Origin of the sequence: Neisseria sp. HMSC065D04, assembly GCF_001815675.1 — a bacterium.
GTDB lineage: Bacteria > Pseudomonadota > Gammaproteobacteria > Burkholderiales > Neisseriaceae > Neisseria.
In genome coordinates, this window is record NZ_KV821496.1 from 4,842 (window position 1) to 27,128 (window position 22,287).

At 53.1% G+C, this 22,287-nt stretch carries 23 protein-coding genes and 2 pseudogenes; 15 read left to right on the top strand and 10 right to left on the bottom strand.

Annotation, left to right across the window (positions count from 1 at the left end; genetic code table 11):
- A pseudogene (locus tag HMPREF3050_RS04025) lies at positions 1 to 163 on the bottom strand (transposase); the annotation flags it as partial.
- A gap of 10 nt (positions 164 to 173) precedes the next feature.
- Entirely contained in the window at positions 174 to 566 is a 393-nt protein-coding gene (gene cueR, locus HMPREF3050_RS04030; protein ID WP_070773580.1) for a Cu(I)-responsive transcriptional regulator, read from the bottom strand.
- A gap of 147 nt (positions 567 to 713) precedes the next feature.
- Between cueR and HMPREF3050_RS04035 the strand changes: the two genes are divergently transcribed.
- From HMPREF3050_RS04035 to hisH, 3 genes are all read left to right on the top strand, one after another.
- A complete protein-coding gene (locus tag HMPREF3050_RS04035) occupies positions 714 to 923 on the top strand; it encodes a heavy-metal-associated domain-containing protein (RefSeq protein WP_003674677.1) in 210 nt (69 codons plus the stop codon).
- 99 nt (positions 924 to 1,022) lie between these two features.
- Positions 1,023 to 3,188, top strand: coding sequence for a heavy metal translocating P-type ATPase (locus HMPREF3050_RS04040; protein ID WP_070773582.1), 2,166 nt, complete (start codon positions 1,023 to 1,025; stop codon positions 3,186 to 3,188).
- Positions 3,189 to 3,421: 233 nt separating this feature from the next.
- A complete protein-coding gene (gene hisH / locus HMPREF3050_RS04045; RefSeq protein WP_070773584.1) occupies positions 3,422 to 4,066 on the top strand; it encodes an imidazole glycerol phosphate synthase subunit HisH in 645 nt (214 codons plus the stop codon).
- 138 nt (positions 4,067 to 4,204) lie between these two features.
- On the opposite strand, the gene HMPREF3050_RS04050 is transcribed toward hisH, so the two are convergent.
- From HMPREF3050_RS04050 to gshA, 4 genes and pseudogenes are all read right to left on the bottom strand, one after another.
- The gene (locus HMPREF3050_RS04050) at positions 4,205 to 4,924 is read right to left on the bottom strand and encodes an SDR family oxidoreductase (protein WP_003761605.1); all 720 of its coding nucleotides are present in this window, start codon (positions 4,922 to 4,924) and stop codon (positions 4,205 to 4,207) included.
- 117 nt (positions 4,925 to 5,041) lie between these two features.
- A pseudogene (locus HMPREF3050_RS14785) lies at positions 5,042 to 5,104 on the bottom strand (transposase); the annotation flags it as partial.
- A gap of 219 nt (positions 5,105 to 5,323) precedes the next feature.
- Positions 5,324 to 8,098, bottom strand: a complete 2,775-nt coding sequence (gyrA, locus tag HMPREF3050_RS04055) for a DNA gyrase subunit A (RefSeq protein WP_070773585.1) — start codon at positions 8,096 to 8,098, stop codon at positions 5,324 to 5,326.
- Positions 8,099 to 8,363: 265 nt separating this feature from the next.
- Positions 8,364 to 9,716, bottom strand: a complete 1,353-nt coding sequence (gshA, locus tag HMPREF3050_RS04060) for a glutamate--cysteine ligase (RefSeq protein ID WP_070773586.1) — start codon at positions 9,714 to 9,716, stop codon at positions 8,364 to 8,366.
- 267 nt (positions 9,717 to 9,983) lie between these two features.
- On the opposite strand from gshA, the gene leuC reads away from it, so the two are divergent.
- The 8 genes from leuC to leuB all read left to right on the top strand — a co-directional run bounded on the left by leuC (position 9,984) and on the right by leuB (position 15,500).
- Complete coding sequence (leuC, locus tag HMPREF3050_RS04065) at positions 9,984 to 11,393, top strand: 3-isopropylmalate dehydratase large subunit (RefSeq protein ID WP_070442467.1); 1,410 nt, start codon at positions 9,984 to 9,986, stop codon at positions 11,391 to 11,393.
- A 124-nt stretch (positions 11,394 to 11,517) separates the two neighbouring features.
- Positions 11,518 to 11,739, top strand: a complete 222-nt coding sequence (locus HMPREF3050_RS04070) for a hypothetical protein (RefSeq protein WP_070773588.1) — start codon at positions 11,518 to 11,520, stop codon at positions 11,737 to 11,739.
- Between the two features lie 110 nt (positions 11,740 to 11,849).
- The gene (locus HMPREF3050_RS04075) at positions 11,850 to 12,215 is read left to right on the top strand and encodes a VOC family protein (protein ID WP_070773590.1); all 366 of its coding nucleotides are present in this window, start codon (positions 11,850 to 11,852) and stop codon (positions 12,213 to 12,215) included.
- A gap of 55 nt (positions 12,216 to 12,270) precedes the next feature.
- The gene (gene leuD, locus HMPREF3050_RS04080; protein WP_003742170.1) at positions 12,271 to 12,912 is read left to right on the top strand and encodes a 3-isopropylmalate dehydratase small subunit; all 642 of its coding nucleotides are present in this window, start codon (positions 12,271 to 12,273) and stop codon (positions 12,910 to 12,912) included.
- Positions 12,913 to 13,015: 103 nt separating this feature from the next.
- On the top strand, positions 13,016 to 13,684 hold the full coding sequence (locus HMPREF3050_RS04085) for a DUF2625 domain-containing protein (RefSeq protein WP_070773592.1): 669 nt from the start codon (positions 13,016 to 13,018) through the stop codon (positions 13,682 to 13,684).
- 37 nt (positions 13,685 to 13,721) lie between these two features.
- Positions 13,722 to 14,183: a NanQ anomerase/TabA/YiaL family protein gene (locus HMPREF3050_RS04090; protein ID WP_070773594.1), complete on the top strand. Its 462-nt coding sequence runs from the start codon at positions 13,722 to 13,724 to the stop codon at positions 14,181 to 14,183.
- A 104-nt stretch (positions 14,184 to 14,287) separates the two neighbouring features.
- On the top strand, positions 14,288 to 14,419 hold the full coding sequence (locus tag HMPREF3050_RS15115; RefSeq protein WP_283122377.1) for a hypothetical protein: 132 nt from the start codon (positions 14,288 to 14,290) through the stop codon (positions 14,417 to 14,419).
- Between the two features lie 10 nt (positions 14,420 to 14,429).
- Positions 14,430 to 15,500, top strand: coding sequence for a 3-isopropylmalate dehydrogenase (gene leuB / locus HMPREF3050_RS04095; RefSeq protein ID WP_070773596.1), 1,071 nt, complete (start codon positions 14,430 to 14,432; stop codon positions 15,498 to 15,500).
- 68 nt (positions 15,501 to 15,568) lie between these two features.
- On the opposite strand, the gene HMPREF3050_RS04100 is transcribed toward leuB, so the two are convergent.
- Together HMPREF3050_RS04100 and HMPREF3050_RS13260 are read right to left on the bottom strand one after the other, a co-directional pair.
- Complete coding sequence (locus tag HMPREF3050_RS04100; RefSeq protein WP_070773598.1) at positions 15,569 to 15,952, bottom strand: hypothetical protein; 384 nt, start codon at positions 15,950 to 15,952, stop codon at positions 15,569 to 15,571.
- A 1-nt stretch (position 15,953) separates the two neighbouring features.
- The gene (locus HMPREF3050_RS13260) at positions 15,954 to 16,136 is read right to left on the bottom strand and encodes a hypothetical protein (RefSeq protein ID WP_094113317.1); all 183 of its coding nucleotides are present in this window, start codon (positions 16,134 to 16,136) and stop codon (positions 15,954 to 15,956) included.
- A 202-nt stretch (positions 16,137 to 16,338) separates the two neighbouring features.
- Here HMPREF3050_RS13260 and HMPREF3050_RS04105 point away from each other — a divergent pair, with 202 nt between their 5' ends.
- Both HMPREF3050_RS04105 and HMPREF3050_RS04110 read left to right on the top strand, forming a co-directional pair.
- Positions 16,339 to 16,902: a YceI family protein gene (locus HMPREF3050_RS04105; protein ID WP_070773600.1), complete on the top strand. Its 564-nt coding sequence runs from the start codon at positions 16,339 to 16,341 to the stop codon at positions 16,900 to 16,902.
- 149 nt (positions 16,903 to 17,051) lie between these two features.
- On the top strand, positions 17,052 to 17,618 hold the full coding sequence (locus HMPREF3050_RS04110; protein ID WP_070773602.1) for a peptidylprolyl isomerase: 567 nt from the start codon (positions 17,052 to 17,054) through the stop codon (positions 17,616 to 17,618).
- Between the two features lie 210 nt (positions 17,619 to 17,828).
- Here HMPREF3050_RS04110 and HMPREF3050_RS04115 read toward each other — a convergent pair whose 3' ends face one another.
- Complete coding sequence (locus HMPREF3050_RS04115; protein ID WP_070773604.1) at positions 17,829 to 19,220, bottom strand: nucleobase:cation symporter-2 family protein; 1,392 nt, start codon at positions 19,218 to 19,220, stop codon at positions 17,829 to 17,831.
- Positions 19,221 to 19,599: 379 nt separating this feature from the next.
- Between HMPREF3050_RS04115 and dapA the strand changes: the two genes are divergently transcribed.
- Together dapA and bamC are read left to right on the top strand one after the other, a co-directional pair.
- Entirely contained in the window at positions 19,600 to 20,481 is an 882-nt protein-coding gene (gene dapA, locus HMPREF3050_RS04120) for a 4-hydroxy-tetrahydrodipicolinate synthase (RefSeq protein WP_003761579.1), read from the top strand.
- Positions 20,482 to 20,553: 72 nt separating this feature from the next.
- Entirely contained in the window at positions 20,554 to 21,681 is a 1,128-nt protein-coding gene (gene bamC / locus HMPREF3050_RS04125; protein WP_003761577.1) for an outer membrane protein assembly factor BamC, read from the top strand.
- A 386-nt stretch (positions 21,682 to 22,067) separates the two neighbouring features.
- Here bamC and HMPREF3050_RS14555 read toward each other — a convergent pair whose 3' ends face one another.
- The gene (locus HMPREF3050_RS14555) at positions 22,068 to 22,211 is read right to left on the bottom strand and encodes a hypothetical protein (protein ID WP_168166255.1); all 144 of its coding nucleotides are present in this window, start codon (positions 22,209 to 22,211) and stop codon (positions 22,068 to 22,070) included.
- Between the last annotated feature and the right edge of the window lie 76 nt (positions 22,212 to 22,287).

Here is a 22,287-nt window from a genome sequence, read left to right on the forward strand (position 1 = left end):
GACGGTTGCGGTGGGCTTTGCGCATAATGCCGTCCAGCAACTGATGCTCTTTTAGATGTTGCCGGTTTTCCTTACTGTCATAGCCTTTATCGGCATAGACGGTCGTACCTTCGGCAATGCCTTCCAACAAAGGCAACAGGTGGTTGCACTCATGTGTATTGGCCCCAAGCCGCCTAACGCTCCTCCAGCCCGGCCAAAATCGCACAATCCGGGTAGTCGTCTCCCGCGCAGGCATCGTGCCAGCGTTGCAGCTCGGCCACCATGCCCTGCAAGCGTTCGATTTTGGCTTCCAGCTCGGCGATGTGCCGCGCGGTGAGCGTTTTCACTTCGCGGCTGGTGCGCTGCGGGTTGTGTTGCAGGCTCAAAAGCTGCCCGATCTGCGGCAGCGAAAAGCCCACTTCCCGCGCATGGCGGATAAAGCGCAGCCGGGCAAGGTCGGCCTGTCCGTAGCGACGGTAGCCCGCTTCGCTGCGCGTGGCCGGGGCGATTAGGCCGTGCTTTTCGTAGTCGCGGATTTGTTTGGCGGAAAGGCCGCTCTCGGCCGCGGTCTGGCTGATGTTCATCATGATGCTTGACCTTTACTTCGGGTGAAGCTTTATAGTGGTGGCACTTAGCGGGAAAGCAAGAGCAGACCCATCATTTCAGGCTACCTGAAAGCTTTGGCTGCAACGGACTTTAAAACCTCAGCCTCATTCCAACAGAAAGGAAACCCTATGCAAACCATCACATTAAACATCGAAGGCATGACCTGCGGCGGCTGCGTGAAAAGCGTTACCAGCATCCTCGAAGGCGTAAACGGCGTGGACAAGGCCGAAGTGAGCCTGGAAAACAAGAACGCCGTCGTGGAATTCGACCCCGCCCAAACCAACCCCGCCGCGCTGATAGAAGCGGTGGAAGACGGCGGCTTTGATGCGGCTTTGTAAATCGAATCGCAACAAATCGACTGCAACACCCCAAAGGCTACCTGAAAACCCTGCTCCGCTTTTTTCAGGTAGCCCAACCACATTCAGAAGGAAGAAACCATGCAACAAAAAGTCCGTTTCCAAATCGAAGGCATGACCTGTCAGGCCTGCGCTTCGCGCATTGAGAAGGTGTTGAACAAAAAAGACTTTGTCGCCGAAGCGGGGGTGAACTTCGCCAGCGAAGAGGCGCAGGTGGTGTTTGACGATAGCCAAACCTCCGCCGCCGACATCGCCAAAATCATCGAGAAAACCGGTTACGGCGCAAAAGAAAAGACGGAAGACGCGCTGCCACAGCCCGAAGAAACAACGCATGTAAGCTGGCGGCTGTGGCTTTTGCTGGCAATCAATATCCCGTTCCTTATCGGCATGGCGGGAATGATGATTGGTCGGCACGATTGGATGATTCCGCCGTTGTGGCAGTTCGCATTGGCGAGTGTGGTGCAGCTTTGGCTGGCAATCCCGTTTTACAAAAGCGCGTGGGCAAGCATTAAGGGCGGGTTGGCGAATATGGACGTGCTGGTTACCATCGGCACGGTATCGATTTACCTGTATTCCGTTTATATGCTGTTTTTCAGCCCGCACGCGGCGCACGGCATGGCACACGTGTATTTTGAAGTAGGCGTGATGGTGATCGGTTTTGTGTCGCTGGGCAAATTTTTGGAACACCGCACCAAAAAATCCAGCCTGAACAGCTTGGGCTTGCTGCTCAAACTCACGCCGACCCAAGTCAACGTGCAACGCGATGGCGAATGGAAACAACTGCCTATCGACCAAGTGCAAATCGGCGACCTTATCCGCGCCAACCACGGCGAACGCATTGCCGCCGACGGCATTATCGAAAGCGGCAGCGGCTGGGCGGACGAGAGCCACCTCACCGGCGAATCCAATCCCGAAGAGAAAAAGGCGGGCGGCAAAGTGTTGGCGGGCGCGCTGATGACCGAAGGCAGCGTGGTGTACCGCGCCACGCAGCTCGGCAGCCAAACCCTGCTCGGCGACATGATGAACGCGCTCTCCGAAGCGCAAGGCAGCAAGGCGCCGATTGCGCGCGTGGCGGACAAGGCGGCGGCAGTGTTCGTGCCTGCCGTCGTGGGCATCGCGCTTCTGACTTTTATCGCCACTTGGCTGGTTAAAGGCGATTGGACGGTGGCGCTGATGCACGCCGTTGCTGTTTTGGTGATTGCCTGCCCGTGCGCGCTCGGTCTGGCGACGCCCGCCGCGATTATGGTCGGCATGGGCAAGGCGGTGAAACACGGGATTTGGTTTAAAGACGCGGCGGCGATGGAAGAAGCCGCCCACGTCGATGCCGTCGTGTTGGACAAAACCGGCACGCTGACCGAAGGCAGGCCGCAGGTTGCCGCCGTCTATTGCGTGCCCGACAGCGGCTTTGACGAAGACGATTTGTACCGCCTCGCCGCAGCCGTCGAACAAAACGCCGCCCACCCGCTCGCCCGCGCCATCGTCTCCGCCGCCCAAGCACGCGGTTTGGAGATCCCAGCCGCACAAAACGCGCAAACCATTGTCGGCGCAGGCATTACCGCCGAAGTCGAAGGCGCGGGCTTGGTGAAAGCGGGCAAACTTGATTTTGCCGAATTAAGGCTACCTGAAAACCTTTCAGACGACGTCTGGCGCATCGCAAGCATCGTCGCCGTTTCCGTCAACGGCAAACCCATCGGCGCATTCGCACTCGCCGACGCGCTGAAAGCCGATACCGCCGAAGCCATAGGCCGTCTGAAAAAACACGGCATCGATGTTTACATCATGAGCGGCGACAACCAAGGCACGGTCGAATACGTTGCCAAACAACTGGGCATCCCACACGCCTTCGGCAACATGAGTCCGCGCGACAAAGCCGCCGAAGTGCAAAAACTCAAAGCCGCCGGCAAAACCGTGGCGATGGTCGGCGACGGCATCAACGACGCACCCGCCCTCGCCGCCGCCAACGTCAGCTTCGCCATGAAAGGCGGCGCGGACGTTGCCGAACACACCGCGTCCGCCACGCTGATGCAGCATTCGGTCAACCAGCTCGCCGATGCCCTGCTGGTGTCGCAAGCGACGTTGAAAAACATCAAGCAAAACCTGTTTTTCGCCTTCTTCTACAATATCTTGGGTATTCCGCTCGCCGCGCTCGGCTTCTTAAACCCCGTCATCGCAGGCGCGGCAATGGCGGCAAGCTCGGTGTCGGTGTTGAGCAATGCGTTGAGGTTGAAACAGGTGAAGATTGAGTAATATGGAAAAGGTCGTCTGAAACAAGGTTTTCTCTTTCAGTTGCCTATTTCAGACGACCCATCATCCGGTAAACGATATAAAGAGCCAAGTTTTCAAACTTGGCTTTGTAACATATCCCACCCTGGCCGCCGCTCAACGCAACGATTTTCCGCGTTCGGGGTTTGCTATAAAATCATTACCATCGCAATGCCCTTCCCCGCCTTGCCCCGTTATCCAAAAATCAAGGAGAAAACATGAAAACTGCTATTGTCGATTACGGCATGGGCAACCTGCATTCCGTCCTCAAATCCGTACAAGCCGCGCAAGCCTTGTCCGGCAAAGCTGCTGAAATTTATCTGACCGACCGCCCCGAAGACATCTTCGCTGCCGACAAAATCATTTTCCCCGGTCAGGGCGCGATGCCCGACTGTATGGCGGCGCTGCGGCAAAGCGGTTTGGGCGAGGCAGTGGAAGATGGATTGAAAAACAAACCGTTTTTCGGCATCTGCGTCGGCGCGCAATTATTGTTCGAACACAGCGAAGAAGGCGATACCGCCGGACTGGGTTGGTTTAAAGGCAGGGTCAAACGCTTCTCCGCCAATCAAACCGATGAACACGGAGGTCGTCTGAAAGTGCCGCACATGGGCTGGAACACAGTACGCCAAACCCGCCCGCACCCGTTGTTTAAAGACATTGGTCAAGAAACGCGCTTTTACTTTGTACACAGCTACTACTTCGCTCCCGAAGACCCCGAAACCGTCCTTGCTACCAGCGAATATCCTAACGAATTTGCCTGCATCGTCGGCAAAGACAATGTGTTCGCCACCCAGTTCCACACGGAAAAAAGCCACGATGCGGGTCTGTTGCTGTTGCGTAACTTCTTGGATTGGCAGCCCTAGCAGTCTGTTTATAGCAAAAGGTCGTCTGAAATTTTTTCAGACGACCTTTTGTATCGCTTGCCTGACATAACGATAATATTTTGAAAATCAAAACGCGGCAGTCATCGAAGGATGACTTTGCCGCGTTACCGTTCAAACTTAGAGGTACACAATCTCGCCGCTGCGCCCTTTGCTTTCCTGACTTGCCCACCACACAAACTGCGGCAATACGTCGGTATAGTTTTTACGTTCGCTTTTCGACTCGCCCGGATGGGACTTGATGCGTTGAGGCGAGTTAATCGGACCCGGAATCAGAACATTGGCGCGCAGGTTGTCAAAACGTTCCCACTCGTCGGCAGCGACTTTGCACAAATAATTCAACGCGGCTTTAGACGCGCCGAACCCACCCCAATAAGCCTTGGGATCTTCGCCATGACTTTCTCCGACAAAAATCACGGAAGCATCGGAAGAAGCTTTGAGCAAAGGCAGCATTGCGCGTGTCAAACCCATCGGCGCAACGGTATTGATCCGATATTGGTTGACCCATTCCGATACGGTCTGGAAATCCAAAGGAGAAAGTGCATAGAAATAGCTGGCACAATGCACGATACCGTCCAAACGTCCGCCGGTCGCCTCGGAAATGGTTGCGGCAAATTGGTCAAACTCTTTTTCTTCGGCGCTCATTAAGTCGAAGCAGATGGCAAAGGGTTCGGGATAGCCGGCATCGACAATGGCATCATAAACTTTTTCCAACTTCTTTTGATGACGCGCCACCAAAATGACGGTCGCGCCGGCCGCCGCATAAGCCTTGGCAACCTGCTCGCCCAAACCTTGGGATGCGCCGGTTACCATGATGATTTTATCGGATAAAGTTGACATGATTTCTCCATTTTTTAGATTTATAGTGGATTAACTTTAAACCAGTACGGCGTGTTGCCTCGCCTTAGCTCAAAGAGAACGATTCTCTAAGGTGCTGAAGTACCAAGTGAATCGGTTCCGTACTATCTGTACTGTCTGCGGCTTCGTCGCCTTGTTCTGATTTAAATTTAATCCACTATATCAATAAATTATCGAAAATCTGAAAGAAGGCTGAGACAGGGCGGGTATATTAAAAAACCAATTTTGAAACCATTTGGTTTATTGCCTGCTCACCCACTCTTTCTATTGAAATAGAAACGATGAACAGGCAATCGTTCAGCCAATATTCTTAATATCGTGAAACCCATTGTTTCAGACGACCCTGCCAATCCATTGGCTTCTTTAATTCAGAAACTTGATTTACGCTTCGCCACCTTCAGTATCCGATACGGCGTTCTCGGCTTCATTGTCTTCCGGATTTTCTACTTCGGGATTTTCATCTTCCGTTTCTTCGGCAACACGTTCCAGCGATACCAAGGTTTCGCCTTCGTCCAGATTAATCAGGCGAACGCCTGCTGCGGCTCGGCCGGTTTCGCGGATTTGCTCGACTTTGGTGCGGATGAGGACGCCGCCGCTGGTAATCAGCATCAGGTCATCGGTTTCGCCGACTAGGGTTGCGGCGACCAAATCGCCGTTGCGCTCGCCGGTGTTGATGGCGATATTGCCTTGTCCGCCTTTGTTTTTGCGGCTGTAATCGGCAATCGGGGTACGTTTGCCGTAGCCGTTGGCGGTGGCGGTCAGCACTTGCAAATCGCTTTGTGCGGCTTCGGGGGCAAAGGTAATCAGGCTGACGATTTTGCCGTCGGCAGGCAGGCGCATACCGCGCAGGCCGCCGCTGCCGCGACCGGACGGACGCACACCGTGTTTGCCGCTTGGCAGGGCATTTTCGTTGTCGGCGGTTTCATCTTCGAGGTCGTCTGAAATTTCGGTTTCGATGTCGGCATCTTCCGCTTCGTCGTTACCGGATTTTTCCCAGTATTCGTTGAAGCGGATGGCTTTACCCAAGTTGGAGAACAGCATGATGTCGTCCGAGCCGCTGGTTTGCGCGGCGCCGACGAGGTAGTCGCCTTCTTTGAGCGCGATGGCTTTGATGCCTTGGCTGCGGACGTTTTTAAAGGCGGAAAGCTGGACTTTTTTCACCATGCCTTGCGCGGTGGCGAAGAAGACGTATTGGTCTTCGGGGAATTCGCGTACGGCGAGGATGGCGCTGACTTTTTCGCCTTCTTCCAACTGGATGACGTTGTTAATCGGACGGCCGCGGCTGTTGCGACCGCCTTCGGGCAGTTTATAAACCTTGATCCAGTGGCACTTGCCGAGGTTGGTGAAACACATCAAATAGTCATGCGTGTTCGCGACAAACAAGGTTTCGATGAAGTCTTCGTCTTTGGTGGCAGCCGCCTGTTTGCCGCGTCCGCCGCGACGCTGCGCCTGATAGTCGGTGGTCGGCTGGGTTTTGATATAGCCGCCGTGAGTCAGGGTAACGACCATTTCGCGTTGCGGAATCAGGTCTTCATCGGCAATGTCGCCGCCGAACGGGTTGATTTCGCTGCGGCGCTCGTCGCCGAAATTGGTTTTGGTTTCTTCCAATTCTTCGCGGATGATTTGGGTGATGCGTTCCGGTTTCGCCAAAATGTCCAAATAGTCGATGATTTTTGCCATGATGGTTTTGTAGTCGCCGACGATTTCTTCTTGGTCGAGACCGGTCAGGTTGCGCAGGCTCATGCGCAGGATGGCGTCAGCTTGGATTTCGCTCAGGTAATAGCCTTGTTCCTGCAAGCCGAGGTTGGCGGGCAGGCCTTCCGGACGAGCCATGCGCAGGTCGAGGTCGGTACGGCTCAGCATGTCTTCCACCAAACCGCTGCGCCATGCGCGGGAGAGCAGTTTTTCTTTGGCTTCGGGCGCGTCGGCGGATTCTTTAATCAATCGAATCATCTCGTCGATATTGGACAATGCGACGGCTTTACCTTCGGCGATGTGGCCTTCATGACGCGCTTTTTTCAGGCGGAACAGGGTGCGGCGGGTAACGACTTCGCGACGGTGGCGCAGGAATTCCGCCAAAATTTGTTTCAGGTTCAACAGGCGCGGCTGACCGTCAACCAAAGCGACCATGTTGATGCCGAAGCTGTCTTGAAGCTGGGTGAGTTTGTAGAGCTGGTTTAAAACGACTTCGGCGTTTTCATTGCGTTTCAATTCGATAACGACGCGCATACCGGATTTGTCGGATTCGTCGCGCAGGTCGGATACGCCTTCCAACGTTTTTTCGCGCACCAGTTCGCCGATTTTTTCCACCAGCTTGGCTTTGTTCACCTGATACGGAATTTCGTCGATGATGATGGCTTCGCGTTCGCCGTTTTTGCCTATGGGTTCGATATGGGTTTTACCGCGCATGACGACGCGGCCGCGGCCGGTTTTATAGCCTTCGCGCACGCCGCTCAAGCCGTAGATGGTTGCGCCGGTCGGAAAATCGGGGGCTTGAAGGATGTTGATTAATTCGTCGATTTCGGTTTCGGGTTCGTCCAAAAGACGAAGACAGGCGTTGATGGTGTCAGTAAGGTTGTGCGGCGGGATGTTGGTCGCCATACCGACGGCGATACCGGACGAGCCGTTGACCAACAGCGCGGGGAAGCGGGTCGGCAACACCAGCGGTTCGTGTTCGCTGCCGTCGTAGTTCGGGCCGAAATTGACGGTTTCTTCTTCGATGTCCGCCAGCATTTCGTGGGCAATTTTCGCCATGCGGATTTCGGTATAACGCATGGCCGCGGCGCCGTCGCCGTCAACCGAACCGAAGTTGCCCTGACCGTCGATTAAGACGTAGCGCATCGAAAAATCCTGCGCCATGCGCACGATGGTGTCGTAAACCGCGGAATCGCCGTGCGGATGGTATTTACCGATGACGTCGCCGACAATACGCGCCGATTTTTTGTAGGCGGCGTTCCAGTTATTTTTCAGCTCGTGCATGGCGTAAAGCACGCGGCGGTGCACCGGCTTCAAACCGTCGCGCACATCGGGCAGCGCGCGGCCGACAATCACGCTCATGGCGTAATCGAGATAGCTTTTGCGCATTTCGTCTTCAAGGCTGACGGGCAGGGTTTCGAGTGCGAATTTATGGTCGTTGCGGATAGTTGCGTCGGTCATGGTTTTCTTTATTTCGTATGGCAAAAATAGATGGGAATTTTAGCATAAAACCGTGCTTTTCGGGCTTTTTGCATCCCTTTCGAATCATATGGCGAATAAACTGATTTTTCGCTACAGCTGCGATGCTACACGTAGTATCTGCGGCTTGCTGCCTTCATGGGTTGTCTGCCATATCCTACCTGCCCATATAAAAAGGTCGTCTGAAAACCTAAACTATGGTTTTCAGACGACCTTTACTATTTTAAATAATCAGACCAAACACGCTTTACGGAGCGGTTTGCTCCAACTCAAGCGCAGCAGCAAGCAGCGACAAACGAGCCATTACGCCGTAAACGTAGAGGCGGTTGTGTTCGTTGTCCACGTCGCAGTCTTTTTCAGAACGCGGCATACCGAGCGAGTCCCATTGTTCGAATACGCGTTTGCAGGCTTCGGGGGCTTCTTGGGAGTTGTCGCCGCTGCCGGTGGGGATGCTGTTGGACAGCGGGACGAACACCATGCCGCCGGCGTTGAGGTTTTCGTCCGCGCCACGCCCTTCGTGCACACGGAAGAAGCCGCCGATAACGAAACGGTCCATCATATAAACGACGGGCTCGCACACGGCGCCGTTCATGGTTTCATAGGTATAAATGCCTTCTTGGACAATCACTTCGCTGACTTCCAAGCCTTCTTTGACTTTCGCCATTTTGTTGCGGTTTTTGCGGTTCAACCCGCGCACTTCGTCAGCGGATTTGACACTCATCACGCCCATGCCGTAAGTACCCGCGTCGGCTTTGACAATCACGAAAGGCTGGTCGGTAATGCCCAATTCGTCGTATTTGGCTTGAATCTTCGCCAGCACGCGCTCTACCGCTTCCGCCAACGCGTCTTCGCCTTCGCGCTCTTGGAAGTCCAACCCGCCGATTTTTTCGAAATACGGGTTAATCTGCCATTCGTCGATGCCAATCAGCTTGGCAAATTCTGCGGCGACTTGGTTGTATGCGCTGAAATGTTCTGTTTTACGGCGCGTCGTCCAACCGCCGTGCAGAGGAGGCAATACGGTTTGGCTGATGCCTTTGAGAATATCGGGAACGCCAGCGGACAAGTCGTTGTTCAACAAGACGACGCAAGGCGAAAAGCCGTCGGCAAGATGGACGCGCTCGCGGGTACGCAATAAAGGTTCCAGCAGGATTTTGTCGCCCAACGCGGTTTCAAATTCGGTCGGTTCGGTAACTTCCGGATTCAGGCTGCCCAAACGGACTTCATACCCTGCCGAGCGCAAAATCTCGCTGAGTGCGTAAACGTTTTGCAGGTAGAACGTGTTGCGGGTATGGTTTTCGGGAATAATCAATACGGATTTTGCCGTTTCGCAAGCGCGTTGTACCGCATCTTGCGCCGCGACTGCCGCCAGCGGGATGAAATTCGGATTCAGGTTGTTGAAGCCGCCGGGGAACAGGTTCATATCAATAGACGAAATTTTATAACCGGCATTGCGGATGTCGACCGAACCGTAAAACGGCGGGCGGTGCGCGTTCCATTGCGAACGGAACCATGCTTCGATTTTGGCGTGGTTGCACAAGATTTTCGCTTCAAACGCCTGAAGTTGCGACAGATGTTCGGCAGCCATAACCGGTAATTTCATTCTCTATACCTCTATTGTCGGATGTGGGATACGGATGGAAATGATAGTGCTTTTTTAGGCGGTACGACAAGCATTGTTTCAAATAAAATACCTCTTTTTGTCAACAATTCTACAATTTGTCTAATTTTTGAAAGTTACTTTTAGATTTTTTCGGAAAAATGTAGAAATTAGACAAATTTCTATTGCGCTACCCCTGTAAAAAGCCTAAAATCCGCCCATTAAAACAAACCATCTACTCCTATTATTAATAAGCAAAGATAACCCATCATGAGCGCACAAACCCTCTACGACAAACTCTGGAACAGCCACGTCGTCCGCGAAGAAGAAGACGGCACTGTCCTGCTTTACATCGACCGTCATTTAGTGCATGAAGTCACCAGCCCTCAGGCATTTGAAGGCCTGAAAATGGCGGGGCGCAAGCTTTGGCGTATCGACAGCGTCGTCTCCACCGCCGACCACAACACCCCGACCGGCGATTGGGACAAAGGCATCCAAGACCCGATTTCCAAGCTGCAAGTCGATACTTTGGACAAAAACATCAAAGAGTTCGGCGCACTCGCCTACTTCCCGTTCATGGATAAAGGTCAAGGCATCGTTCATGTCATGGGTCCGGAGCAAGGCGCAACCCTGCCCGGCATGACCGTCGTCTGCGGCGACTCGCACACCTCTACCCACGGCGCGTTCGGCGCGCTGGCACACGGTATCGGCACTTCCGAAGTCGAACATACTATGGCAACCCAGTGTATTACCGCGAAAAAATCCAAATCCATGCTGATTGCCGTTGAAGGTCGTCTGAAACCGGGCGTTACCGCCAAAGACGTCGCCCTCTACATCATCGGACAAATCGGCACGGCAGGCGGTACGGGCTACGCCATCGAGTTCGGCGGCGAAGCCATCCGCAGCCTCTCTATGGAAGGCCGCATGACCCTGTGCAACATGGCGATTGAAGCAGGTGCGCGCTCCGGCATGGTTGCCGTCGATCAAACCACCATCGACTATGTCAAAGACAAACCCTTCGCACCCAAAGGCGAAGCATGGGACAAAGCCGTCGAATACTGGCGCACGCTGGTTTCCGACGAGGGCGCGGTATTCGACAAAGAATACCGTTTCAAAGCCGAAGACATCGAACCACAAGTAACATGGGGCACATCGCCCGAAATGGTTTTGGACATCAGCGGCAAAGTACCGAATCCTGCCGAAGAAACCGATCCCGTCAAACGCAGCGGCATGGAACGCGCCCTCGAATACATGGGCTTGGAAGCCGGCACGCCGCTGAACGAAATCCCCGTCGACATCGTATTCATCGGCTCCTGCACCAACAGCCGCATCGAAGACTTGCGCGAAGCCGCCGCCGTCGCCAAAGGCCGTAAAAAAGCCGACAACGTACAGCGCGTGTTAATCGTTCCCGGCTCCGGCTTGGTTAAACGGCAGGCTGAACAAGAAGGCTTGGACAAAATCTTTATCGACGCCGGTTTCGAGTGGCGCGAACCGGGCTGCTCAATGTGCCTCGCCATGAACGCCGACCGCCTCACTCCGGGCCAACGCTGCGCTTCCACTTCCAACCGCAACTTCGAAGGCCGCCAAGGCAACGGCGGGCGCACGCACCTTGTCAGCCCCGCTATGGCTGCTGCCGCGGCGGTCAACGGACGCTTTACCGACATCCGTACCATGGCATAATCTTTCAGACGACCCCATCAATAGAGGTCGTCTGAAAACAATACATTGCTCAAGCAAATTTTCCCATTGTTGCGCAAAACGTCTGAAACCTTTTCAATCATTTATCACCTGAAAGGAATCCATTATGAAAAAAATTTTTGCATTGGCTGCCGCAGCCTTCATCTTGTCTGCCTGTTCCAGCACTTGGTCCGGAGCGAAAGATGACACCAGCCGCAACTGGGATAAAACCAAAGAAACTGCCGAGCACGTAGCCGACAAGACCGAGGAAGCCGTTAAAAAAGGCGGCAACGCCGTAGGTCGCGGCATGACTCATGTCGGCGAAAAACTTGAAGCCGCTACCGAATAAACCGGCAACCAAGGTCGTCTGAAAAATCCAAACCTTTTTTCAGACGACCTCTTACCCTACATCAATAAGGCATCCGGAAATATTCAGCATTTCATAAAAAGGAAGAAACCATGAGCAATCCGTCAAGCTGGTTTGGTATTCACGCCCAAGATTTGGATCGAGCCAAAGCGTTTTACGAATCTGTCTTCGGCAAACATTTACAAGACGTCGGCGGTAACGGCTTCCGTTTCATCATTTTCCCTGCCGATTACGCGCAACACGGTACTGCCGGCATGATTTGGCACGACAGCAACGCCCAACCCGGCCACGGAGGCACGACCATTTTCTTCAATTGCCCCGATTGTGCCGAGACCGCAGAAAAAGCCGTTTCAGCAGGCGGAAAACTGTTGCAGGAGAAATTCCCCATCGCCAACGGCTTTGCCGCCTTTATCGAAGATACCGAAGGCAACCGAATCGGTTTGCACAGCACACGTTAATCCAACCCGCCAAACAACCATCATTTTTTTCACATTATTCCTATAAGAACCTGACATGAAAGCCTTTACCAAAATCACCGCCATCGTCGCCCCGCTCGACCGCAGCAACGTCGATACCGACGCCATCATCCCCAAACAATTTTTAAAATCTATCAAACGAAGCGGCTTCGGTCCCAATGCCTTTGACGAATGGCGTTACCTCGACCACGGCGAACCGGGCATGGACAACAGCAAACGCCCGCTGAACCCCGATTTCTCGCTGAACCAGCCGCGTTACCAAGGCGCGCAAATCCTGTTGACGCGCAAAAACTTCGGCTGCGGCTCCTCGCGCGAACACGCCCCTTGGGCATTGGACGACTACGGTTTCCGCGCCGTCATCGCGCCCAGCTTTGCCGATATCTTCTTCAACAACTGCTACAAAAACGGCCTCCTGCCCATCGTGTTAACCGAAGAACAAGTCGACCAGCTTTTCAAAGAAGTCGAGGCCAATGAAGGCTATCAACTCTCCATCGACCTTGCCGAACAAACCCTGACCACACCAAGCGGCGAAACGTTCAAATTCGACATTACCGAACACCGCAAACACTGCCTCTTAAACGGTTTGGATGAAATCGGCCTGACCCTGCAACACGCCGACGAAATCCGCGATTTCGAAGAAAAACGTCGCCAAAGCCAGCCTTGGCTGTTTAACGGTTAAAACAGCAGGCAGCCTGCAATAATTATGCAGGCTGCCTGTTTTTTGTGCGTCAGACCAAATGCAGAGAATAGAAACCTGCTCCGCTCATTTCAATTAGTCCCAAATGAAAACATTATCCGACCTCATCAACACCACCGACCCCGCATGGCCGCTGATTCAAGAGTGGCTTACCGAAGCCGCTAATCCCGTAGAAATCCTGCCGCGCGATTCTGCCGCCTCAGAAGCCGAACTCTTAAAAACCCAAGTAACCACACGTTCATTTATGGGTGCGGTCGTTTATGAAACCGGCGGCATCCTGATTGACGACGGCTGGTTGCGGATACTGGGTTCGGGCAGCGCAAAACTGCCTCGCGGACTGGGAAGCTGGAATCTCGGCCGCACACAATCCGAACCTGCCGCACCCGCGCCCTATTACCTGATTGCCGATGACGCCGCAGGCGGCTACTTTGCCATCAATGGCGGCGGATTGGACGGCACACCCGGCAATGTTTTCTACCTCCCGCCGGATACTCTCGAATGGGAAGATTGCGAAAAAGGCTATGGCGATTTTTTGCATTGGGCATTAGTAGGCGACCTGCAGATGTATTATGAAAACCTACGTTGGCAAAATTGGCGCGAAGAAATCCGCAATTTGAGTGGCGACAATGTTTATACGTTCTTTCCATTTTTATTTACCGAAGAAGGTGGAGACATCAACCAAGTCAGCCGCAAGCCTATCCCCATTGCCGAACATTATGCTGCCACTTTAGATTTACAAAAAACCATCCTGTAAGGAATGCTTTTTCAGACGACCTTTCCAATCAAAAACCATGATTACCGACACCATCACCAACGCCGCCCGCTACGCCGCGCTGCACCCCGACTTCGCCGAAGCCATCCACCTGCTGCAAACGCTGGATTTCGCCGCCTTGCCCGATGGCCAAGTGCCGTGCAAAAACCCCAATATCCGCATCTTCGTTGGCAGCGAGCCAATGAGGAGCAGAGCGGAAGCCAAGCCGGAAGCACATCTGAAACACATCGACATTCAAGTCCCCATCAGCGGAGAGGAAACCTACGGCTGGATAGACAGAGGCCGTCTGAAAAACGGTTTAGGCTACAACGAAGAGCGCGACATCGAATTTTTCGACTGCGAACCGGAAACCTGGCTCACGCTCCAACCGGGCGAGTTCGCCCTCTTCTTCCCCAACGACGCGCACGCCCCATTGGTGGGCGAAGAAAAGTTCATACGCAAAGCTGTCTTTAAAATCCGTATCGAAACCGAACGTTACTGATTCCCTTCAATTCTTCGCCAATACTGTAAAACTCGGCTACATCGCCCATCGCGTTCCCGACGAATCCGCCAGCATGATTTCCACGCGGCTTTCTCGATGCCGCAATGGTACAATCAGCCTCGTTCAAACAAACCGACCTGCAAACAGACACAAAAGGTCGTCTGAAAACACCATCCTTACAAATGGAAAACGCTGCACCGTTTTCAGACGACCTCCCCTTTTCCAAACCCTCATAAGGATTTTGCCATGACCAAACATATCGCCATCCTCCGAGGCGACGGCATCGGTCCCGAAATCGTCGCCGAAACCGTCCGCGTACTCGACAAACTCATCGCCCAAGGCTTGGACGCCAGCTACGAATACGCCCCACTAGGCGGCGAAGCCTACGACGAATACGGCCATCCCTATCCCGAATTCACGCAAAACCTCTGCCGCAAAGCCGATGCCGTCCTGCTCGGCGCAGTCGGCAGCCCGCAATACGACAACCTCGACCGCCCGCTGCGCCCTGAACGCGGACTATTGGCAATCCGAAAAGACCTGAACCTGTTTGCCAACCTGCGCCCCGCCATCCTCTACCCCGAGCTTGCCAACGCCTCCACGCTCAAACCCGAAATCGTCGCAGGCCTCGACATCCTCATCGTGCGCGAACTCACCGGCGACATCTACTTCGGCGAACCGCGCGGCATCCGTGTTCTGGAAAACGGAGAACGCGAAGGCTACAACACCATGAAATACAGCGAAAGCGAAATCCGCCGCATCGCCCACGTCGCCTTCCAATCCGCCCAAAAACGCAGCAAAAAAGTCTGTTCCGTCGGCAAAGCCAACGTCTTGGAAACCACCGAACTGTGGCGCGAAATCTTTGAAGAAATCGGCAAACAATACCCCAACGTCGAACTCTCCCACATGTATGTGGACAACGCCGCCATGCAGCTTGTGCGCGCGCCCAAACAATTCGACGTCATCGCCACCGGCAACATCTTCGGCGACATCCTCTCCGACGAAGCTTCCATGCTGACCGGCTCCATCGGCATGCTGCCCTCCGCCTCGCTGGACGAAAACGGCAAAGGCCTGTACGAACCGTCACACGGCTCCGCACCCGACATCGCCGGACAAAACAAAGCCAACCCGCTGGCCACCATCCTCTCGCTTGCCATGCTGCTGCGTTACAGCCTGAACGACGAAGCCCGCGCGCAACAAGTCGAAAGCGCCGTCCAAAAAGTGCTGCAACAAGGTTTGCGCACCGGCGACATTTACGAAGAAGGTACGAAACTCGTTTCCTGCTCCGAAATGGGCGACGCAGTACTCGCCGCCTTGTAAAAGGCCGTCTGAAAACCAAAAGCGCGGATAACTCCGCGCTTTTTTCATTAACTTTAATAACAGAAGTTTTAATCACTACTTGCCAAAATTTTAGCTCCTTCTGGCAATATTGCCTTTAGTTCAGTCTTTGTGAATAAACCTTGTGCTTCAGGATTTACCGTTAAAGCTTCTGGATATTGCCGCCAAAAATTTTTATCCGCTTCTAATTGTGTCACATTCGGTGGCCAAGAATCATTCTGAGCTTTAAATAACAAATCATTCCCTGAGCGTTCCCCGGATAGATATGCTTCGAAATCCGTGGTGTTTATTTCAAAAACTCGCCTCACAGAAGCAATACCAAGTTCAAAAAACGTATAGTATTTTCCATCATGCTCCCGAATATAAAGATTGTCTGGCGTATGGACTTCCTTAAAGTTCTCATATTCTTCCCATGCTATTTTTGTTAAGCCCATTTTAATTATCACCTAATTTTCTAATTGTAAATTGTCCCCAAGGCACCTCATCAATGACTGCTTCGGGCATATCGCCTGGATAAGTGCGGCCACCTGGTTTCCAATATCCTTTAAAAGCTGACGCTTCGTTACCACTCGGAACTTTCAAATTTTTAATTGAATCATAAGGAATTTCTATTGCCACAGGTGTATCACCTAAATCACCAGGATGTAATCCTAGCAAATCTTCAAGAAGTCTAGGGTTGCCTTAATATTGCCCTTCTCAGTTTTCAGACGACCCCATCATCAAATCCAAGTAAATCCACCATTCACCCTTAAGAAATGATATGCATTCTTTCTTATGTTAAGATAAACATCTTTACAACCTCATACAAAGGACGACCATCATAAAAAAAATCATCTTCGCCACGCTCGCAGCCGCCGCCATCGGTACTGCCTCCGCCGCCACTTACAAAGTAGACGAACATCACGCCAACGCCCGTTTCGCCATCGACCACTTCAACACCAGCACCAACGTCGGCGGTTTCTACGGTCTGACCGGCTCCGTCGATTTCGATCAAGCCAAGCGCCAAGGCAAAATCGACATCACCATTCCCGTTGCCAACCTGCAAAGCGGTTCGCAACACTTTACCGACCACCTGAAATCTGCCGACATCTTCGATGCCGCCAAATACCCGAACATCCGCTTCGTTTCCACCAAATTCAACTTCAACGGCAAAAAACTGCTCTCCGTTGACGGCAACCTGACCATGCACGGCAAAACCGCCCCCGTCAAACTCAAAGCCGAAAAATTCAACTGCTACCAAAGCCCGATGGCGAAAACCGAAGTTTGCGGCGGCGACTTCAGCACCACCATCGACCGCACCAAATGGGGCGTGAACTATCTGGTTGATGCAGGTATGACCAAAAACGTCCGCATCGACATCCAAATCGAAGCCGCCAAACAATAAGCCGCTGCGCAACACAAAAGGTCGTCTGAAAACGAAGTTTGCTGTATCCGTTTTCAGACGACCTTAAAATATTTCACAACGCCTTTTAGAGATTTCACATAAAATCCGCGATAATAACGTTTGATTTTCACACTACGAGAAACACTCAAATGAACAAAACCCTCAAACTCACTTTCGCCGCCCTTGCCCTTGCCGCAGCCTTCAACGCCCAAGCCGAGACACACGCCGTCATCGAAACCAATATGGGCAACATCAGTCTGTCGCTCGACGAAACCAAAGCACCGAAAACCGTCGCCAACTTCGTCAGCTACGCCCGTAAAGGCTTTTACGACAACACCGTTTTCCACCGCGTGATCGACGGCTTTATGATTCAAGGCGGTGGCTTTACCGCAGACCTTGCCCAAAAAGCCACAGACAAAGCCATCAACAACGAAGCGGACAACGGCTTGAAAAACACCGTCGGCACCATCGCCATGGCGCGTACCGGCGATCCTAATTCCGCCACCAGCCAGTTCTTCATCAATACTGCCGACAACGCATTCCTCGACTTCAAAAACAAAACCCCGCAAGGCTACGGCTATGCCGTCTTCGGCAAAGTGACTTCGGGCATGGATGTCGTGCAACAAATCAGCAAAACTCCGACTGCGACACGCGGCTTCCATCAAAACGTCCCCGTCAAACCGGTTATCATCAAACGCGTCACCATCGGCAAATAAATTATAGTGGATTAAAATTGCAATGATACGGCGTTGCCAACGCCCTTATGTACTACCCGTACACGGCGGGCGTTGTCGCCTTGTCTCATTTTTATTTTAATCCACTATACAAACCGACTTCTTTGACAGAATACGGTTTCAATTCAAGCCCGATAGAAAAGGTCGTCTGAAAATCAAATTTTCAGACGACCTTTCGTTTACGTTTGAAACTTAATGCTCCAGCCCCTCGGTATCGATTTTGACGACTTTGTCGGTTTTATCCTCCGGCAAAAGCAGGTTCAGGATAACTGCCGTAATGCCGCCTGCGGAAATAGAGTTTTGGAACAAGACAGGCAGGTTTTTAAACACTTCCGGTTCAAACGCCACGCCCAAGCCCAGACCGACCGACGTTGCCGCAATCACTGCCTCGCGCCTGCGGATGCCGTGGCTGACCAAAATCCGCACGCCCGCAATCGCAATCAGTCCGAACATCAAAACCATCGCGCCGCCCAACACCGGACTCGGAATCGTCGTAAACGCACGTCCGACAACGGGGAATAAACCCAGCAGCACCAAAATCACGGCAATATATTTGCCCACATGGCGCGAAGCCACGCCGGTCATCTGAATCACGCCGTTGTTTTGCGCGAAGGTGGTCAGCGGCAGCGAACCCAAAGCCGTCGCAATCACCGATACCAAACCGTCCGCCAACACGCCGCCGCGCAGGCGTTTGGTGTATTCCTCGCCTTCAATCGGCTGGTCGGACACCATTGCCGTCGCAGTCAAATCGCCGACCGCCTCAAACACGCTCAACAGGAAAATCGCGCCCGCCACAATAAATGCGTGCCAATCGAAAGCGAAACCATATTTAAACGGTACGGGCAGCGTAACTAGCGGCAGGTTTTGCAGTGCGGAAAAATCCACCTTGCCCAAAAACAGCGCGACGATGTAGCCGACAATCAACCCGACCGCAATGCCGCTCATACGCAGCAGCGGGTTTTTCATACAGTTGAATATCAACACAATCAGCAACACCAACGACGCCAGCCCCAAGTTTTCCATCGAGCCGAACGTGCCGTTTGCCTTCGCGCCGAAGCCGCCGCCGAAATCGGTAATGCCGATGTGTACCAAACTCAAGCCAATCAGCATCACGACCACGCCGCTGACCGTCGGCGTAATCACTTTTTTCAAATACGGCAGAAGCCATGCCGAGAAACACACCAAAAACGCGCCGACAAACGATACGCCCAACAGCGTCGAAATCATCGCATCCTTAGTCAAGCTGCCCTCTTTCATCCCCGCACCGAGCGCAATCATGACGGTAACGAACGAGAAATTCACCGACTGGATAGACAGCATCCCCGAACCGACCGGCCCGAAGCGGTTGACCTGCAAATAAGTGCCGACACCCGACGCAACCATCGCCATCGACACGAGATACGCCGTCATCTCCACCGGCAATTCCAGCGCGCCGCCCACAATCAGCGCGGGCGTAATCATCGGCACAAAAATGGCCAGAAGATGCGTTATCGCGCTTAATAAGGCATTTCCGAATGGCGGTTCGTCTTCCAAACCGTACACCAAATCAGGCGAATCCGCCTGTTTTTTCATTGTTTCAGCCATCGCAGTCTTTCTATCCGTTGTCAAACGTTAAAAAATTTTAAGGAACGAAATTGTAGCGAATCAAAGATTCCTTATCAATTCTAATCCTCCAGCCCAAAAACATCCCCGGCTGCCCAAATTCGAATTTCTTTGAATTCCCACGTCAAACAGTCCTTCATTTTTAGACGGTATTTATGCGCTTAACACATTTTAATTCTTGACAGCACTTCCACCGCTCAAAACCAATAATTTTATGATTATAAAAAATATTATTTATTAAGATATGATAGCCCTTAAGCCTTTAAACCAACCGTCCGGCCGATATGTTTCACACAAACAACAAAGTAAGCTACAATCCGAAGCATAATCGACCTCACACAATGAATAAAAAGGTTTCCGTATGTTACAAGGTAGCTTGGTTGCCCTGATTACACCCATGAATCAAGACGGCAGCATCCATTACGAACAACTCCGCGATTTGATCGACTGGCATATCGAAAGCGGTACCGACGGCATCGTCGCCGTCGGCACGACGGGCGAATCCGCCACCCTCTCCGTCGAAGAACATTTAAGCGTAATCGAAGAAACGGTCAAACACGTCAACAAGCGCGTTCCCGTTATCGCCGGCACCGGCGCCAACAACACCCTCGAAGCCATCGCGCTCTCCCGCGCCGCCGAAAAAGCCGGTGCAGACTACACCCTCTCCGTCGTCCCCTATTACAACAAGCCCTCCCAAGAAGGCATTTACCAACATTTCAAAACCATCGCCGAATCCACCTCGATTCCGATGATTATCTACAACGTACCCGGCCGCACCGTCGTCAGCATGACCAACGACACCATCCTGCGCCTTGCCAAAATCCCGAACATCGTCGGCGTCAAAGAAGCCAGCGGCAACATCGGCAGCAATCTCGAATTAATCAAACACGCGCCCGAAGGCTTCACCGTCCTTTCCGGCGATGACCCCACCGGCCTGCCCTTCATGCTCTGCGGCGGGAAAGGCGTCGTAACCGTTGCCGCCAATGTCGCTCCCAAACTCTTCGCCGATATGTGCCGCGCCGCCCTTGCAGGCGATATTGCGACCGCTCGTCAATTAAATGACCGCCTGATTCCGATTTATAACACTATGTTCTGCGAACCAAGCCCTGCCGCGCCCAAATGGGGCATCTCCGCATTGGGCAAATGCGACCCTTATGTCCGCCTGCCGCTCGTCCCCCTGACCGAAGCCGGACAGGCAAAAGTCCGCGCCGCATTGCAAGAATCCGGACAACTCACCGCATAAACCGCAAAGGTCGTCTGAAAACCGTTTTCAGACGACCTGCCGTTAACCCATCACATCCCACAGGAAACCAATATGACCTATATGAAACCTGTCGTCGTAGCAATCGCCCTGATCAGCATGACTGCCTGTTCGGGCAACAAAAAAGACCTGCCTAAGCTGGACTACCAAACCCAGACACGCAAAATCGTCAAATTAGAAGTACCGCCTGATTTGAACAACCCCGATCAAGGCAACCTCTATCAAATACCCGCAGGCAGCGGCGCCGTCCGCGCCAGCGACCTGAGCCGCCGCACATCGGCAACCCAACAGGCCGCCAACTCCGAAGTCCTCAAATCCGTCAAAGGCGTCCGTTTGGAGCGCGACGGCAACCAACGCTGGATTGAAGTCCAAGGCAAATCCCCTGCCGAAATTTGGCCTCTGCTGAAAGCATTCTGGCAAGAAAACGGCTTCGACATCAAATCCGAAGAACCCGGCATCGGTCAAATGGAAACCGAATGGGCGGAAAACCGCGCCAAAATCCCGCAAGACGGCCTGCGCCGCCTCTTGGACAAAGTCGGCATGGGCGGCATCTATTCCACCAGCGAGCGCGATAAATTCATCATCCGCATCGAACAAGGCAAAAACGGCACAACCGACGTCTTCTTCGCCCACAAAGGCATGAAAGAAGTTTACGCCGACAAGAAAAAAGACACGACCATGTGGCAGCCTGCCGCCAACGACCCCAACCTTGAAGCCGCCTTCCTCGCACGCTTCATGCAATACTTGGGCGTCGATCAGCAACAAGCTGAGAACGCGCTGACCCAAAGCGTTGCCAAACGCAGCGGCAGCGAATTGGCTCGAATTGACGGCAACACCCTGCTCGTCTCCGGCGACTACGGCCGCAACTGGCGACGCACCGCGCTTGCCCTCGACCGCATCGGCTTGAATGTCTTGGGTCAAAACATCGAACGCCACGCCTTCTTGGTTCAACAGGCGCCTAACGAAAGCGACGCCGTTTCCACGAAAAAACCGGGCTTCTTCGGCCGTATGCTGGGCAAAGGCAAAAAAGTTGAGAAACCTGCCGCCTACCCCGAGATCATCGTATTCGTCGAGCCAGTCAACGGCGGTTCGCGCATCAGCCTCTTGAACAAAGACGGCAGCGCATACAAAGGCAGCGATGCCTCTACGCTCCTCAGCCGCCTGCATACAGAACTGCGTTAAGCAATCCGATGTCACAACAGGTCGTCTGAATTTGAATCTAAACTGCGCCTCAAATCTCGGACGCCCGTAAAAGTCCATTCAGGCACTCCCTATTAAGCCGGGTTCTGCATAAATAGGACTCGGCTTTTTCCATCTCAAATTGCAACGCTCCCGTTTACAACAATCCATACAACCATCCGCCTGCTTCATCCGCCTTTAAGCAGTATCATGCTGATCGGGATATCACGCTACTCGTTGCTTCAACGGCAACCTGCCCTTCCCTATCTGGCGGGGTATTTAGCATGTTCTGATTATGAGAAGAGGTCGTCTGAAACCAAATTTTCAGTTTCAGACGACCTTTTACCGTATCAGCAACCTTGTCCCTTCCCCCGTCCTGCGGGGGAAGGTTAGGATGGAGGTGGCTTCGCGGCTTTAGGCAAAATCAAATTGGTGCAGCCCGTAAAGCCACCCTCTCCCCAACCCTCTCCCCAACCCTCTCCCCAACCCTTTCCCGCCGGACGGGAGAGGGGGCAGGTTGCGCGTCGTGGCATAGATTTCTGTCTGACTACCGTCATTCCCGCCCCCGCCTACGCATAGTGGATTTAATTTAAATCAGGACAAGGCGAC

Coding starts and splice junctions, on each gene's coding strand:
- cueR (WP_070773580.1), bottom strand. CDS start 566: ATGATGAACATCAGCCAGACCGCGGCCGAGAGCGGCCTTTCCGCCAAA.
- HMPREF3050_RS04035 (WP_003674677.1), top strand. CDS start 714: ATGCAAACCATCACATTAAACATCGAAGGCATGACCTGCGGCGGCTGC.
- HMPREF3050_RS04040 (WP_070773582.1), top strand. CDS start 1,023: ATGCAACAAAAAGTCCGTTTCCAAATCGAAGGCATGACCTGTCAGGCC.
- hisH (WP_070773584.1), top strand. CDS start 3,422: ATGAAAACTGCTATTGTCGATTACGGCATGGGCAACCTGCATTCCGTC.
- HMPREF3050_RS04050 (WP_003761605.1), bottom strand. CDS start 4,924: ATGTCAACTTTATCCGATAAAATCATCATGGTAACCGGCGCATCCCAA.
- gyrA (WP_070773585.1), bottom strand. CDS start 8,098: ATGACCGACGCAACTATCCGCAACGACCATAAATTCGCACTCGAAACC.
- gshA (WP_070773586.1), bottom strand. CDS start 9,716: ATGAAATTACCGGTTATGGCTGCCGAACATCTGTCGCAACTTCAGGCG.
- leuC (WP_070442467.1), top strand. CDS start 9,984: ATGAGCGCACAAACCCTCTACGACAAACTCTGGAACAGCCACGTCGTC.
- HMPREF3050_RS04070 (WP_070773588.1), top strand. CDS start 11,518: ATGAAAAAAATTTTTGCATTGGCTGCCGCAGCCTTCATCTTGTCTGCC.
- HMPREF3050_RS04075 (WP_070773590.1), top strand. CDS start 11,850: ATGAGCAATCCGTCAAGCTGGTTTGGTATTCACGCCCAAGATTTGGAT.
- leuD (WP_003742170.1), top strand. CDS start 12,271: ATGAAAGCCTTTACCAAAATCACCGCCATCGTCGCCCCGCTCGACCGC.
- HMPREF3050_RS04085 (WP_070773592.1), top strand. CDS start 13,016: ATGAAAACATTATCCGACCTCATCAACACCACCGACCCCGCATGGCCG.
- HMPREF3050_RS04090 (WP_070773594.1), top strand. CDS start 13,722: ATGATTACCGACACCATCACCAACGCCGCCCGCTACGCCGCGCTGCAC.
- HMPREF3050_RS15115 (WP_283122377.1), top strand. CDS start 14,288: ATGGTACAATCAGCCTCGTTCAAACAAACCGACCTGCAAACAGACACA.
- leuB (WP_070773596.1), top strand. CDS start 14,430: ATGACCAAACATATCGCCATCCTCCGAGGCGACGGCATCGGTCCCGAA.
- HMPREF3050_RS04100 (WP_070773598.1), bottom strand. CDS start 15,952: ATGGGCTTAACAAAAATAGCATGGGAAGAATATGAGAACTTTAAGGAA.
- HMPREF3050_RS04110 (WP_070773602.1), top strand. CDS start 17,052: ATGAACAAAACCCTCAAACTCACTTTCGCCGCCCTTGCCCTTGCCGCA.
- HMPREF3050_RS04115 (WP_070773604.1), bottom strand. CDS start 19,220: ATGGCTGAAACAATGAAAAAACAGGCGGATTCGCCTGATTTGGTGTAC.
- dapA (WP_003761579.1), top strand. CDS start 19,600: ATGTTACAAGGTAGCTTGGTTGCCCTGATTACACCCATGAATCAAGAC.
- bamC (WP_003761577.1), top strand. CDS start 20,554: ATGACCTATATGAAACCTGTCGTCGTAGCAATCGCCCTGATCAGCATG.
- HMPREF3050_RS14555 (WP_168166255.1), bottom strand. CDS start 22,211: ATGCCACGACGCGCAACCTGCCCCCTCTCCCGTCCGGCGGGAAAGGGT.